Here is a 15586-nt window from a genome sequence, read left to right on the forward strand (position 1 = left end):
GGAGACGAAGCCATGATGACACAACCCCGGGCGGGCAAACGAGCCGGAATTTCGGAAGTCCCCGAGAGGACTACTCGGAAACGAAAGTCTGTTTGGTACAACCTCGGAAAATACAAAGTGCTGTACCTGATGTTTTTGCCAGGTGTCCTGTTTCTGCTGGTCAACAACTATATGCCGATGTTCGGCGTGCTGATCGCCTTCAAAAACGTAAATTATGCCGACGGCATATGGGGCAGCCCGTGGAGCGGCTGGGACAATTTCAAATATTTGTTCTCCACCAGCGATGCTTGGGAAATTACCCGCAATACGCTTGCTTATAACACGGTTTTTATATTGCTTAATCTGGTTGTCGGCGTAGGCTTGGCCATACTGCTGAACGAAGTAAAGAACAAGGGCATGTCGAAACTGTATCAATCGCTGATGCTGCTGCCCTACTTTTTATCGATGATCGTGGTCAGTTACCTGGTGCTAGCCTTTCTCGGAAAGGATTCCGGGTTTATGAACTCGACCATTCTGCCCCTGTTCGGCGGGGAGCCTGTAGATTGGTATTCGGAGACGAAGTATTGGCCCTACATTTTGCCGCTGGTGAACACGTGGAAAAACATCGGGTACTACGCGGTGATTTACCTGGCAGCGGTCGTCGGCATCGATGAAGAGTATTACGAAGCGGCCGTGCTGGACGGTGCGAACAAATGGCAGCAAATTCGTTCGATTACGATTCCGTTTCTCGTGCCGCTCATCATCATTATGACCCTGCTGCAGATCGGCCGCATTTTCTACGCGGATTTCAGTCTGTTCTATCAGGTTCCGCTCGAGTCGGGCGCATTGTTCCCGGTCACCAACGTATTGGATACCTATGTGTACCGCACATTCCTGATCGGAGGGGACATCGGAATGTCCTCCGCAGCCGGATTGTATCAGGCGATCGTCGGTTTCGTGCTGGTGCTTATATCGAATTCCATCGTCCGAAAAATCGATAAAGATAACGCACTATTTTGAGAGGAGGCACATCAGCCTGTGAAAACACGTGATCCGCTAGCCATATCGCGGCGTTCGGCCGCGGTCATTCACGCCATGTTCCTTTTTTACGCCATCGCCTGCATCGTGCCGATCCTGCTTGTCTTTGCGATCTCCTTTTCGGACGAAACGACGATTGTGGCGAACGGCTACAAGCTCATTCCCGAGAAGTTCAGCCTGCAGGCTTATGAATACTTGTTCAAGGATATGGATCAGATTATCCACTCTTATGGAATTTCCATTATCGTCACGGTCATAGGCACCGTCACCAGCGTGGCATTGACAGCACTGTATGCCTATCCGCTATCCCGGAGGGATTTGCCGTACCGCGGCTGGTTCGCGTTCTTCATTTTCTTCACCATGCTGTTCAACGGCGGTCTCGTTCCCTGGTATCTCGTCTATGTGAACGTGCTGGACCTGAAAAATTCGATTCTCGCACTCATTTTGCCGCTGCTGATGTCACCGTTCTTCGTGCTTGTCATGCGCACTTTTTTCGCGAATTCCATTCCGACGTCCATCCTGGAATCGGCACGGATCGACGGCGCTGGAGAGATCCGGACGTTCGCGAAAATCGTGCTTCCGCTCTCGCTGCCCGTTCTGGCAACGGTCGCCCTGTTCAGCACATTGAACTACTGGAACGACTGGTACCTCAGCATGATTTTCATTTCCGATAACCGGACGATCAGCCTTCAGTACCTCATGTACCGGACGCTGCTCGATATTCAATATTTGACGTCCAATTCCAACGTGTCTTCACAGATCTCTTCGCAAGGCGGATTGCTGAATCTGCCGAACAAAACGCTGCAGATGGCGATGGCGGTCGTCGGGATCGGCCCGATCGTGCTCGCGTATCCGTTCTTTCAGCGCTATTTCATCAAAGGACTTACCGTAGGAGCTGTGAAAGGCTAACTCCGCCCGGTTAACGGAGGGGAAAATGGACTCAGGCCTGGATGGACAATGAAAGGGCATATACAAACCGACTGTGCATACAGTCCTGCCGACTTAACGGCTATGCTTGGCGAATGAACCCTGTGCGCATCAAGCGGAATTGGGGAAATGCTGCGGGCAGGGTTCTTCACAAATTCATGGGAGGGGTTCATGTGTTGAAATCGATCAAGGTATGGCCGCGAATTGCGGCGGCAATCATGGCGCTCAGCCTGGTGCTGGCGGGCTGCTCGTCCGACAAGGGAGGAACGACTCCGGCAGCGGAAGGCGGCGGAGGGGGCGAAAGCGCAAGCACGCCTTCGTATGAGGTAACGCTTTATTACCCGGGAACGCCGCAGAAGGACGTGGCGTTGGTGGAAGCGGAAATCAACAAAAAAATGGAGCCCAAAATCGGCGCGACGCTCAAAATCAATGCGATCGATTGGGGACAATGGGACAACAAGCTTAATCTGATGATTTCTTCCGGCGAAAAGTCGGACATCATCTTCACCGCGGCGTGGCAGAACTACACCGTAAACGTGGCCAAGGGAGCATTCCTGCCTTTGAATGATCTGCTCGATCAATACGGCCAGGACATCAAGAAAAACCTGGACCCGGCCTTCCTGGAAGGTTCCCAGGTGGATGGCGTGAATTACGGCGTTCCGACCAACAAGGAGCTGGCGGCGACCCGCGGAGTGCTTGTGCGCAAAGATCTCGCCGACAAGTACAACATGGACCTTTCGGCGGTGAAAACATGGGCAGACCTCGAACCGCTGCTCAAAACGATCAAGGACAATGAACCTGGCGTCACGCCGTTCTACATGTCCAACACCAACGGCAACGGGTTGCTGGAGAATCTGGACTGGGATTATCTCGGCGATGCTTCCGTGCCTGGAGTCATCTCCAAAACGGCCGGAACGACGACCGTGCTGAACGAAGTGGAAACGCCTGAATTCAAGGAAGCCGCGGCGCTCGCCCGCAAATGGTATCAGGCAGGGTACATCAACAGCGATGCGGCGACGTCCAACGTATTCCCGAAAGACCAGGCCAAAGCCGGCAAAGCATTCATGTGGACGGACGGCATGAAGCCCGGCAAGGACAAGGAAGAGGAAGGATACGTCGGATATCCCCTGACTCAGATCGAAATGACGCAGCCGACCATTACGACAGGCGATGCATCCGGCGCGATGCTGGCGATTTCCCGTTCGTCCGAACAGCCTGAAAAAGCGATGCAGGTCATCAACCTGCTGCACTCCGACAAAGAAATCAACAACTTGCTGAACTTCGGCATCGAGGGCAAACATTACGTGAAAAAAGAAGGCGAAGACAACATCATCACCCTGCCTCCAGGCGTGGATGCCAACAGCCGTACCTATAATCCAGGTGCCCAATGGCAGCTCGGGAATCAATTCCTGAACTACCTGTGGGATAACGAGGACCCGCAGAAATGGGAGAAATTCAAGGAATTCAATGCCAAAGGCGTCAAATCGCCTGCGCTTGGATTCACGTTTAACAGCCAATCGGTCAAAAACGAAATCGCGGCGGTCAACAACGTGAACAAACAGTTCAAACCGGGCATGACATCCGGCGCAGTCGATCCGGACGAGATGATCCCGAAATATTTGGAAAAGCTGAAAGCGGCAGGCATCGACAAAATCATTGCTGCCAAACAGGAACAGCTGGATGCATTCCTTTCCAAAAAATAGACCGTGAATTACAGGCAGCAATTTCAGCGTTAGCCATAAATTCGGCCAGCCAAGGCGTCCCGACATGTTGTCGGGGCGTCTTTGTGTGCAGGACCGGCTTCCCTGCATGCGTGGCTTGTTTCTTGTGCAAGGCTTTTCTCTTTTTTTGCTGAATTCAGTTGGATTATAAATCATTTACAGGAAAAATATGATATAATAGGGCGGATCATTAGGGGGTGTTCCGGTGTCGAGGGCAAGGCTGGTCTGTTCCGCAATATTGTTGATGTTTGCGATTATGTTTACGTTCAAGCATCATCTGGGTTATTCCGTGGGGGATACGATATTGTCGCATTTAGGGGTGTCCCCGTATACCAAGTCCTATATCAGCGGCGTGCACGTTACGTTTTTTGTCGGCATAGGGCTGATATGGTGCGGATATTATGTTGTGCGCAGAGAGTTGATGCAGGCCTACCCTCGTTTGGCAAAGAAATTATGGCTGGTCGTCCTTCTTGTTATTGTTAGCTACCCCTACGTCAGCGACAAAATGATGTATTTGACCAAATGGGGCGCAACCGGCATGGATGGTGTGTATTTCGTTCGGGACGAGAGTTCCTGCATCTACAACGTTCAAGAGAGCGGCGTGACCGGAGCGGCGTGCACGATTACGCTTAAAAACTATGGCAGACATGATGTAAGCGTGGCGCTCAAGCCGGATCTGGCTCGTACGTATGGAAATCAGGATGACCCGTTGTTTAATACGTTAAACTCGGTGGAGCTTAGCCCGGTGCATCTGGATCTAAAGGCACATGCCGCATTTAGCGGCAGATTAGTGTTCAAGGGGCAAGCCAAGGCGCCTTTTCAAGTGGGTGGGCGGCTGACGGATATCGTGTTCGACGTCACGGCCGACGGAAAAGATATTGTATTGGAAGAACCTTGATTAAAGTGTATTTCTAAAAACAGCAATGGATTTATTGGTTCTATACATAGAAGAAACAAACCTAGAAATGATGTTTATTACTCTGGTTCTCTTGAGAAGAGCTGGCTGCGGCCGGCTCTTTTTTTCGTACGACCGGAAGTTGTATTAAGTGCAGAAATATTGGTTTTGTCGCCTTTAACCGCTTATTGACAACGCTTACCCTATATAGAGACCGCTGCCATGGAAAGGAATAAAGGGCATGGGTCCTTCAAGAAGGCCGAAAAAAGGAATTGTAATTGGCTTTGGCATCGCTAAAATAGAATACACTGACAAATTAAGCTAAGGTGAGATGAGAAAAATGTCGTACCGGACGAACTTGTTTTCCAAAATGATGATACTGATCTTGATCATGCTGATTCCGGTCGTGCTGCTATATGGGTATTCCAACCATAAAACGACTGCCGTGCTTCGCGCCGAATTGAACCGTTCCAACAGTACCCAGCTCGAATTTTTTCAAAATCAGGTCAATACGCATTTCGAGCTGCTGTCCTCGTGGCCCAACCTGCTGATTCACGATCCGGATATCTCGAGCTTTCGCCGGATTTACGTCGACAGTGAATACTTTGACCTGGACATGATCAATTTGGTCAAACGCATTCAAAAAAAGCTCAGCATCCAAGAGAGCTCGTCCAACTGGACGACCAAACTGTATCTATACTCCCCTTCACTGGGCAGGGTGGTGTCGGAACGGGATGCCCGTTCCTATGATCCGAAATCGCTTCAGGGCAACATTGCGACAGGTTGGAACGTGCGAAAAGTCGAGGAGGGCGAAGACACCAAATTTGTGTTCAGTTGGATTACGTCTTCGCCGTATTGGATCAACGACCCGGCTCAAAATGCCGAAACGCTGATCAAGCTTGAGTTCAACAGCGACAATATCCGGGATATGCTGGACAAGTTCAAAGGAGATGGACGCCACGATCCCTTTTATTATCGCGAAGACATGGGCGTCGTATATAACCGGACGTCGGATCGCGAGTTGACGGGTGAACTGATCCGGGAGCTATCTTTCGACAAGCTCAAAAACGTGGACAGCCGGACCGTCGTCATCGATGGCGAGCCCTATATGGTAAATACGGTGAAATCCCGAACGACCGGATTTTATCTGGTAGATTACATGCCGCTGTCCGATATTTTAAAACCGATCCATCAATCGAACACGCTGTTCTATGGCTCGATGATCTTTTTGTTGATCACCGGCGCCCTCGTCGCCTATTTGCTGTACGTACAGGTACAGATGCCGGTCAAACAGCTGATCCGCGGTTTCCAGCGACTGAAGCAGGAGGATTATTCCGTACGGATCAAACCCAAGGGCAAAAACGAGTTCAGCTTTCTGTCCGAACGGTTCAATTCCATGGTGGAAAAAATACAGCAGCTGTTCGAGCATGTCTATCTCGAGCAGATCCATGTGCGGGAAGCGCGCTTGAAACAGCTGCAATCGCAGATCAATCCGCACTTTTTTTATAATTGCTTCTCGTTCATCACTAGCATGGCGAAGCTGAAGCGCGTGGATGCCGTCGTGGCTATGTCCCACAACCTGTCGAGATATTATCGGTATACGACCCGGCAGGAACGCGATCTGGTCCCTCTCAGGGAAGAGATCGAATTTGTGACGTGTTATCTGGAAATTCAACAAATGCGCATGGAGCGAATCCGCTATACGGTAGAATTGCCGGATCGTTTGCTCGGGCAGGACGTGCCCCCGCTGATCGTGCAGCCGCTCGTCGAGAACGCGGTGATTCACGGCATCGAAACGGACGCCGAAGCCGGCCAAATCCGGGTTTCCGGCGAGATCCGGAACGGACTGATGGTGTTGGCCGTGGAGGATGACGGGCAGGGCATGGATGAGCTTGCTCGCGCAGAGCTGCAGCATAAACTGACGGGCGCAATGGATCAGGAGATGGGCTGCGGTCTTTGGAACGTGAACCAGCGCCTGCAGCTCAAGTACGGCGACCGGGCTGGCATGAGCATTGCGGAATCGCCGCTTGGCGGACTGAAAGTGACCTTATTCTGGCCTGCTTCCGATGGCGAGTTATTCGACGAAATGGAGAAGCAGCATGGACAAGCGGAGTTAGACGAGTAACGATGAAATCAAACATGACGATACAGACAGGGAGTGACGAAGGTGATCGACATTTTGCTGGTGGATGATGAAACGTATGTGACGGAAAGTCTGGAAATGACCATTCCGTGGGGAGAGCTTGGCGTAACGACCGTGCTGCGCGCGGCTTCGGGAAACGAAGCGCTGCGGATTCTGGAGGAAAACGCAGTGGACGTCGTGGTCACCGACATCCGCATGCCTGGCATGACGGGGTTGGAACTGATCGCCGAGATCGGCAGCCGCTGGCCGCACATTCGCTGCATTTTGCTTACAGGACATAGTGATTTCGAATATGCAAAGAGGGCCATTCAGCTGCAGGCTGCCGACTACATCCTCAAGCCGGTGAACGACGACGAGTTCATGTCTTCCGTTACGGCTGCCATTACGGCGCTGCGCGGGGAATGGGATGAATTCGACAAATACCACAGACTGCTCTACAGCCGCAAGTCGGACTACAAAATTTTGCGGGAAAATTTGATGCACGATCTGCTGTTGGGGCGCGAAATGACAACCAAGGCGCTTGGCGAACAGTTGTCCGAATACGAAATTCCGCTCCAGCCGGACAAGCCGTCGGTCATGATGCTGATCCGTCTGACGGGACGGTTCGCGGCCATGGATCAGCAATCGCTCGACCTGATGGATTTTGCCGTCGGCAATATCGCCGAGGAAGTGTTCGGGCAGCAATTCAACGTATGGTTCGCACGGGGACCGCACGACTGCCTCGTCATGCTGATACAGGACCCGGAAGGAACGGAAGGACCGTTGGAAGCGTCCGAATTAAAGACATGGGCCGCAAAGTTCCGCGAACATGTCATCCGTTATTTGCAGGGAGATCTGTTCCTTGTCGCCACCTCGCCTTTTCCATTCGGCGAATTGCCGGTCGTTTACCGCAAAAGCCTAGGTTCATTGGTACTGTCCGGCCCGGATCAGGATGCCATCGTTTTGCTGGAAAAAGACATGGACAAGCGGCCGGAGAACGATGCGGCGCAAGTGTTGGAGGAATTGTACAAACCGCCGATGCTGCCCCAATTGTTGGAAACGAAGCAATGGGATGAGGCCGCCCGCAAACTGAACGCGGTTTTTGATGCCGCTGAACGGGTTCGGCTCGCAAGGGAGCACGTTTACGAGATGTATTTGTCGGTCACGAACGCTTTTATGTACATTGCGCATAAACAAGGCCATTTGGTGCATGAAATCGATCATGCGGGCTTTGATCTTCTGCTTGCGCATCAACTGATCCAATCGCCGGAGCGATTGCGCCGCTGGGCGATGGAAATGCTGGCCAAGCTGCAGGAGGAACTGTCCGACCAGGATGGCACGCAGAGCCGCAGGCATGTGATCAAACAAGTGCAGGAATTGGTGGCAAGGGATGCGGGACAAGAGCTGTCCGTCAAGATGATCGCCGACAAGGTCTATTTGCATCCCGTCTATCTGTCCAAAATCTACAAGGCGGAGACCGGCGAAGGCTTGGGCGACTACATGATCCGGATGCGAATGGAGCGCGCGCTGTATTTGCTCAAACACACGAACAAAAAAATATACGAGATCACCAGCGAGCTGGGGTATCAAAATCCCCAATATTTCAGCAAAATGTTCAAAAAACATTACGGTATGACCCCAAACGAATTCAGGGACCAGGCATAAATGCCATCTTTCATTCGTCATATAGGTTGCATAAGGTGCAGAAATCTTGTTTTCGTGACATAGGCTGAAAGCCTTGGCACACCTATAATGAAAGGGTAACCAAAATGATCGAAGGGGGAACAACAATGAGAGCGAATTCTACGAAAAAGAGATGGCTGTCGCTTCTCGCCACAACAACCTGTCTGGCCGTCGTTCTGGCCGGATGCGGAGGGGGCAATGGCAGCAGTGATAGCGCAAGCTCAAGCTCGTCTGCCACCCAAAATGAATACAAAGAAAAATATGATCCGGAAGTGACCATTTCCACGGTATGGGGGATCGATCCGGAGCTGAAATTCAAAAACGGGGAATCCATTGAAAATAGCGTAGCTACCAAATGGGCCAAGGAAAAATTCGGGATCAACATCAATTCGCTGTGGTCCGTGACCGACACCAACGGTGCGTTTGCAACCAAGCTGCGGCTCGCGATGTCCTCCGGCCAAGAGATGCCGGATGTCGTTACCGTCGGGGATAACCTGCTTGCCCAGGATTTGATCGATTCCGGCATGTATCAAGAAGTGGGTCCGTTGTTCGACAAATACGCATCCGATACATGGAAAAAAGCGATGGAACAGGATCCCAACGTATGGAACCAATACATGCGCGACGGCAAACGCATGGGGATCCCGGTCCTCGATTATGCGTACAACAACGACTACCTGCTCTGGATTCGCCAGGACTGGCTCGACAAGTTGAACATGGAAGCTCCAAAAACGATTGACGAATTAGAGACTGTTATGGAAGCGTTTAAAAACAAAAATCCGGACGGCCTTGCACCGGATAAAGTGACGCCGCTCAGCATCGGATTCAAAACATCCATGAACACCTGGATGGGGGATCCTTCCTGGATCTTCGGTGCATACGGCACGCTGCCGTTCCAGTGGAATGAAAGCGCAGACGGCAAGCTCGAATACGGGTCCATCCACCCGGGCATGAAAGAAGGTTTGGTCAAACTGAGCGAATGGCTGAAAAAAGGCTACATTCCTCAGGAAGCGGCGCTGTGGGACGAAAATAAAACCGCAGAGCCTGCGGTTGCCGGCACGGCGGGGATTATTCCAGGTCCGTACTGGATGAGCGGATGGCCATTGAAAGACACAGTTAAAAACGCTCCAGGAGCGGTATGGAAACCGATTCAGATTCCGACGGGGCCGGATGGCAAAGCGATGCGTCATGGCACGCCGTTCGTCAATGGCGTCATCCTGATCAAAAAAGACATGGAGCATCCGGAAGCGTTCTTTACCTATGAGAATTACCTGTTCGACAACTACGCCAATCCTGAACCGGGCAGCCCTTACGATAACGGCTTGTTCGAAGGGTATGATTATCAGCTGGACGCCAACGGCAAACAACTGCCGATCGAAGAAATCGACGGCGGTTATGTCAATGTCGTTCGCTATCTTCTCGTTCGCGACGGCGCACGCATTCCCGATGCACAGATGAAAGCACTGCTTAACCTTGCGGACGGCAAAGAGCCGGAAACGAAGCTGGAGAAGGACGTTGCCGTCAACTACGGCAGCGAAACGCCTGCGGCAGCCAAAGTGCTGCTTTCCCAAGAAGATATTTCGTACAAAAACATGTTTACCGGTCCTACGACCCAAACGATGAAGTCGAAACTGGATTACCTGAACAAAATCGAGAATCAGGCATTCAACGAAATCATCTATGGAAAAAGTCCGGCCGATGCGTTCGACACGTTCGTGCAAACGTGGAAATCGGGCGGCGGCGACCAGATTACCCAAGAGGTCAACGATTGGTATGCTAGCGTGAAAAAATAAGCTTTGCAGCGCGCGGAACTCGGCTTCCGCGCGCTTTTTTTGCGCATGCTTCCGAGGGCGGAAACGACTTGGAACGCGGATAAAGGCGGGTTTTTCCCCTTTTTGTGCCGATGCCCGAAAGTGGTTGCTTTTGTGCCATTTATATTGCTTTTATGTGCTGTTTGAGCGTCCGGACAGGTTGATATAATCGCACTATAAGCCACCCGGAAACAGCTTGGGTAGGAAGAACTACAGGGGGAGCACTCATGAGAACATTGAAACGAACTTGGCCATTTCACGTAATGCTGCTGCCGGCCGTCATCTTTCTGATCATTTTCAGTTATGTGCCGATGGGCGGCATCGTGATGGCTTTCCAAAATTACAAACCTTGGTTGGGCATCGGCGGGTCAGAGTGGGTAGGACTCGACAATTTCCGCTTTTTATTCGAACGCGAGGATAGCCTTCAGGTCATCTGGAATACGCTGATTATCGCGGTGCTGAAACTGATCTTTAACCTGGCGGTACCGTTTGTGTTCGCCATTCTGCTGAACGAGGTGCGCAAGACCGCCATACAGCGGTCCATCCAGACGTTGGTGTATTTGCCCCATTTTCTGTCATGGGTCATCCTGGGCGGCATCCTGATCGACCTCCTGTCCAACGAGGGCTTAGTGAATCGGGTGCTCGGCACATTTGGATTGGGTCCTTACTTTTTCCTCGGCGATAATAATTGGTTCCGGTTTACGGTCATCCTGACCGACGTATGGAAAGAATTCGGGTACAACACGATCGTGTTTCTGGCAGCACTCGCAGGCATCAATCCGGCCTTGTACGAAGCGGCTGAAATCGACGGGGCGGGACGCTGGAAACAAACGCTCCATATTACGGTTCCTTCGCTCGTGCCGATGCTGATGGTCGTGGGAACGCTGGCGCTCGGAAACGTGCTTAACGCAGGCTTCGACCAAATCTTCAACCTGTACAACCCGCTGGTCTACCAAACAGGCGACATCATCGATACGTTCGTGTACCGCTCCGCGATGGTGAACGGCGAGATGGGCTTTGCGACCGCGATCGGATTGTTCAAATCGGTCATCAGCATGATCCTGATCCTCGTATCCTACGGCTTGGCCAAAAAATACGCCGGATACCGCATATTCTAATCGAATCGAACAGAGAAAGAAGGGACTACGATGTATCATAAATCAACGCCGTACCGCGTGTTCAGCATAGTCAATACTTGCTTCCTGATCCTGCTCGCCATCATGTGCATCATTCCGCTCATCCACGTGCTGGCCGTATCGTTCAGCACGAAGGCGGCAGCGGATGCGAACCTGGTAAGCCTCTGGCCGGTCGGATTCTCGCTGGAAGCGTACAAAAAAACGATGAACAATCCGATTTTCCTCAACTCGCTCTGGATTTCGCTGCTCCGCACGGTGGTAGGCACGGGGATCACGCTCCTCATTACCTTTTTGGCAGCTTATCCCCTGTCGAAGGAAAATAGTGAATTTAAAGGAAGAACGATCTATTCATGGCTGTTTGTTTTCAGTATGATTTTCAATGGAGGACTGGTACCGTTCTACATGGTCATCCAGAAGATCGGCCTGATGAACTCCTTCTGGGTTCTGGTACTTCCCGGCGCCGTTAACACGTTCCTCGTCATCCTGATGCTGAACTTTTTCCGGGGCATCCCGAAAGAGCTGGAAGAAGCGGCACTGATCGATGGCGCGAATCATTTCCGGACGCTGTTCAGCATCTTCCTGCCAATCTCCATGCCGTCCATTGCGACGATTGCGCTGTTCAGCATGGTATTCCACTGGAATTCCTGGTTCGACGGATTGCTCTACCTGAACAACGCCAAAGATTATCCGCTCGCGACCTTCCTGCAGACGGTGATCATCGGACGGGACATGAGCACGATGAGCATGGATCCGAAGGAGATGGATGCGATCTCGCAAACGACCGTGCGCGCAGCGCAAATTTTCATCGGAAGCGCGCCGATCCTGATCGTGTATCCGTTCCTGCAGCGTTTCTTTGTTAAAGGCATGACCCTGGGCTCAGTGAAAGGCTGAGCCCGGTATTTCCGAAAATGCGATGGAGGTTGATGAAGTGAGTAACCACAAGGAACAGCCGTTCATTCTTGGCATGGACGTGTCTTTCATGGACGAAATCGAACAGCACGGCGGCAGTTACAGCGACGTGGACGGCAAAGAACAGGATCTGCTGTCCATCCTGAAATTGAATGACGCCAATGCAATCCGTTTGCGGATCTGGAATGATCCTGTCGGCGGTTATTGCAACCTGGAACGCACGGTGGAGATCGCAAAGCGCATCAAGGCGCACGGCCTGCATTTCCTGCTGGATTTCCACTATTCGGATCGCTGGGCGGACCCGGCCAACCAATGGAAGCCGAAGGCATGGGAAAGCTTGTCCTATGAGGAGCTGCAGCGGGCAGTATGCACGTACACGGCCGATGTGCTGAACACGCTGAAGGATAATGGCGCCCTGCCGGACATGGTGCAGGTCGGCAACGAGATCACGCCCGGCATGCTCTGGAACGAAGGCCGTGTTGGCGGAGAAGAGAACGATACCGATGAGCAATGGGAGCGGTTTGCCGGTCTTGTGAAGTACGGCATCGCGGCAGTGAAGTCGGTGGACGCGAACATTCAGGTCATGATTCATATCGACCGCGGGGGAGACAATGCCGAGAGCGTGAAGTTTTATGACCGTTTCGAGCAGCTTGGCGTGGAATTCGACGTCATCGGCCTCTCGTTCTATCCATGGTGGCACGGCACGCTGGAGGCATTGCGCGATAACCTGCACGACCTGGCCGCGCGTTACGGCAAACCGATCAATGTGGTTGAAACCGCTTATCCTTGGACGCTGGAGCAGCCGGAAGGGCACGAATGGATCTTCAATCAGGAAGAGATGCTGCTGCCAGGATATCCCGCAACGGTGGAAGGACAGCGCAAATACTTGCAGGACTTCCTGCAAATCATCCGCGACGTGCCGGGCGGGCTGGGAGCCGGATTCTATTATTGGGAGCCCGCCTGGATTCCGAGCAAACCGGATTGGTCCGTGGGACATCCGAACAATTGGGGCAACCTGACGATGTTTGATTTCAAAGGACGCAAGCTGGAATCGTTCTCGGCGTTATCGACCGTACGCGAACAGCCAGCGACGTAATCGTGGGCAACATCAAGAAACGCGAAAAGGAGAGTTGTACTCATGACATATAAATATTCACCCGCAAGTTCCAAAGTGCCGCATATGCTGCATGGTGCCGATTATAATCCAGAGCAGTGGCTTCGTTATCCCGAGGTGCTTGAAGAAGACATCCGTCTGATGAAGCTGGCCAAATGCAACGTCATGTCCATCGGTATCTTCTCATGGGTTTCCCTTGAGCCGGAGGAAGGGGTTTATACGTTTGAATGGCTGGACCGTATTTTGGATGCGTTTGCAGCGGAAGGCATTTATGCCTTTTTGGCTACGCCGAGCGGAGCGAGACCGGCCTGGATGTCGGCGAAATATCCCGAAGTGCTGCGGGTAGGGGCTAACCGCGTGCGCAATTTGCACGGTTTCCGGCATAACCACTGTTATACTTCCCCGGTATATCGGGAAAAAGTGAACCAAATGAATACCAGGCTGGCTGAGCGGTATGCCGATCATCCGGCTGTCATTGGATGGCATATTTCCAACGAGTACGGCGGGGACTGCCACTGCGATCATTGTCAGGAAGCATTCCGCGGCTGGGTGCAAAAGAAATACGGCACGCTGGACGAATTGAATCACGCCTGGTGGACGACATTTTGGAGCCACACGATCACGGATTGGAGCCAGGTCGAATCCCCTGCGCCGCATGGGGAAACCCAAGTGCATGCGATGAATCTGGATTGGCGCCGCTTCGTGACGGATCAAACCGCCGATTTCATCGTGCATGAGACCAAGCCGCTCAAAGCGAAAAATCCGAATCTGCCGGTAACGACCAACCTGATGGAGTTCTATGAAGGGCTTAACTATTGGAAGTTTGCCGACATTCTTGATGTCCTGTCCTGGGACAGCTACCCGACGTGGCATGATGCCGACGATGATGCCAAGCAGGCCGCGCGCATCGGCATGATGCATGATATCGTGCGTTCCATCAAGGGAGGGCAGCCATTCCTGCTCATGGAGAGCACCCCGAGTTCCACCAACTGGCAGGATGTCAGCAAACTGAAACGCCCCGGCATGCATCTTCTATCCTCCTTGCAGGCGGTAGCGCACGGTTCGGACAGCGTGCAGTACTTCCAGTGGAGAAAAAGCCGCGGCTCAAGCGAGAAGCTGCATGGCGCGGTCGTGGATCATGCCGGGCATGAGCATACCCGCGTGTTCAAGGATGTCTCGGATGTGGGCACCGTGCTGGAAGGCATGGATGCCATCGTCGGAACGTCCGTGCCGGCAGAAGTTGCCATCATTTTTGATTGGGAGAATCGTTGGGCCGTCAAAGATTCCCAAGGTCCGCGCAACATTGGCGTGAAGTACGAGGAAACGGTGCAGAGCCACTATGAAGCGTTTTGGAAAAAAGGCGTGGCGGTCGACGTGATCGACATGAATGCCGACCTGTCCAAGTACAAGCTGTTGATCGCGCCGATGCTGTACCTGATGCGGGAAGGCGTAGGAGAGCGAATCGAACGGTTCGTGGAGAACGGAGGCACGTTCGTGGCCACGTATTGGTCCGGCATCGTCAACGAGAACGATCTTTGCTTCCTGGGTGGATTCCCGGGCCCGCTTCGCAAAACGCTCGGCATCTGGTCGGAGGAAATCGACGGCTTGCACGATCGCGACCGGAACGGGATTACCCCGCTGGAAGGGAACGAACTGGGGCTGGACGCATCGTACGATGCGGTGGAATTGTGTGACCTTATTCACCTCGAAGGTGCGGAGGCGCTCGGAACATATCGCTCGGATTTCTACGCGGGCAGACCGGCATTGACGGTCAACCGTCTGGGCTCCGGCAAGGCGTATTACATCGCGGCCCGTTTCACGGAACCGTTCCATGACGATTTCTACGGCAGGCTCATCCGTGACCTGAACATCGAGAAGGCATTGGATACCGAGCTTCCGGCCGGAGTAACGGCCCATGTGAGAACCGACGGCACGGCAGACTACGTCTTTGTACAGAATTACACGCCTGACAGCAAACAGGTCGGGTTGGGCAGCCTGTCTTATACCGACTTGTTGACCGATGAACCGGTGGAATCCAATCTGGAATTGAAACCATACGACATTTGCGTTTTGCGCAGAGCGGCGGAGCGTGTCTAAGCACGCTTCTCCCGGCAGCCCTGCATGTCCTTCACCGGATGTGCAGGGTTTTTTGCATGTTCTCTGTTACATGGACCACTTTTTCGGGAAGGATAAAGGAAAAGGGCGGCTATGCATCGAAATGAAAACGGGTAGCAATATAACTCAAGACATT

General features: G+C 52.5%; 11 protein-coding genes. All 11 read left to right on the forward strand.

Features of this window, described 5'->3' with window-relative positions:
- The first annotated feature begins 12 nt into the window (after positions 1 to 12).
- Positions 13 to 999, forward strand: a complete 987-nt coding sequence (locus tag SNR34_RS10195) for an ABC transporter permease (protein ID WP_236417972.1) — start codon at positions 13 to 15, stop codon at positions 997 to 999.
- 18 nt (positions 1000 to 1017) lie between these two features.
- On the forward strand, positions 1018 to 1926 hold the full coding sequence (locus SNR34_RS10200; RefSeq protein ID WP_236417970.1) for a carbohydrate ABC transporter permease: 909 nt from the start codon (positions 1018 to 1020) through the stop codon (positions 1924 to 1926).
- A 176-nt stretch (positions 1927 to 2102) separates the two neighbouring features.
- The gene (locus tag SNR34_RS10205) at positions 2103 to 3647 is read left to right on the forward strand and encodes an ABC transporter substrate-binding protein (RefSeq protein ID WP_486181819.1); all 1545 of its coding nucleotides are present in this window, start codon (positions 2103 to 2105) and stop codon (positions 3645 to 3647) included.
- Between the two features lie 262 nt (positions 3648 to 3909).
- Positions 3910 to 4563 (forward strand): hypothetical protein, encoded by a 654-nt coding sequence (locus SNR34_RS10210; RefSeq protein WP_486181820.1) that lies wholly within the window; start codon positions 3910 to 3912, stop codon positions 4561 to 4563.
- A 367-nt stretch (positions 4564 to 4930) separates the two neighbouring features.
- Positions 4931 to 6685 carry a sensor histidine kinase gene (locus SNR34_RS10215; protein ID WP_486181821.1) on the forward strand — a complete coding sequence of 585 codons (1755 nt, stop codon included), beginning with the start codon at positions 4931 to 4933 and terminating at the stop codon, positions 6683 to 6685.
- 42 nt (positions 6686 to 6727) lie between these two features.
- Positions 6728 to 8347, forward strand: a complete 1620-nt coding sequence (locus SNR34_RS10220) for a response regulator (RefSeq protein ID WP_486182436.1) — start codon at positions 6728 to 6730, stop codon at positions 8345 to 8347.
- Positions 8348 to 8472: 125 nt separating this feature from the next.
- Entirely contained in the window at positions 8473 to 10158 is a 1686-nt protein-coding gene (locus tag SNR34_RS10225; RefSeq protein WP_236417958.1) for an extracellular solute-binding protein, read from the forward strand.
- A 245-nt stretch (positions 10159 to 10403) separates the two neighbouring features.
- On the forward strand, positions 10404 to 11294 hold the full coding sequence (locus tag SNR34_RS10230; protein WP_486181822.1) for an ABC transporter permease: 891 nt from the start codon (positions 10404 to 10406) through the stop codon (positions 11292 to 11294).
- A 30-nt stretch (positions 11295 to 11324) separates the two neighbouring features.
- Positions 11325 to 12203 (forward strand): carbohydrate ABC transporter permease, encoded by an 879-nt coding sequence (locus SNR34_RS10235; protein WP_236417954.1) that lies wholly within the window; start codon positions 11325 to 11327, stop codon positions 12201 to 12203.
- A 37-nt stretch (positions 12204 to 12240) separates the two neighbouring features.
- The gene (locus SNR34_RS10240) at positions 12241 to 13317 is read left to right on the forward strand and encodes a glycoside hydrolase family 53 protein (protein WP_339277333.1); all 1077 of its coding nucleotides are present in this window, start codon (positions 12241 to 12243) and stop codon (positions 13315 to 13317) included.
- Between the two features lie 42 nt (positions 13318 to 13359).
- Positions 13360 to 15432 carry a beta-galactosidase gene (locus SNR34_RS10245; RefSeq protein WP_486181823.1) on the forward strand — a complete coding sequence of 691 codons (2073 nt, stop codon included), beginning with the start codon at positions 13360 to 13362 and terminating at the stop codon, positions 15430 to 15432.
- The last annotated feature ends 154 nt before the right edge of the window (positions 15433 to 15586 follow it).

It is taken from the genome of Paenibacillus sp. XP01, assembly GCF_057364885.1.

Coding starts and splice junctions, on each gene's coding strand:
- SNR34_RS10195 (WP_236417972.1), top strand. CDS start 13: ATGATGACACAACCCCGGGCGGGCAAACGAGCCGGAATTTCGGAAGTC.
- SNR34_RS10205 (WP_486181819.1), top strand. CDS start 2,103: ATGGGAGGGGTTCATGTGTTGAAATCGATCAAGGTATGGCCGCGAATT.
- SNR34_RS10210 (WP_486181820.1), top strand. CDS start 3,910: ATGTTTGCGATTATGTTTACGTTCAAGCATCATCTGGGTTATTCCGTG.
- SNR34_RS10215 (WP_486181821.1), top strand. CDS start 4,931: ATGATGATACTGATCTTGATCATGCTGATTCCGGTCGTGCTGCTATAT.
- SNR34_RS10225 (WP_236417958.1), top strand. CDS start 8,473: ATGAGAGCGAATTCTACGAAAAAGAGATGGCTGTCGCTTCTCGCCACA.
- SNR34_RS10230 (WP_486181822.1), top strand. CDS start 10,404: ATGAGAACATTGAAACGAACTTGGCCATTTCACGTAATGCTGCTGCCG.
- SNR34_RS10235 (WP_236417954.1), top strand. CDS start 11,325: ATGTATCATAAATCAACGCCGTACCGCGTGTTCAGCATAGTCAATACT.
- SNR34_RS10245 (WP_486181823.1), top strand. CDS start 13,360: ATGACATATAAATATTCACCCGCAAGTTCCAAAGTGCCGCATATGCTG.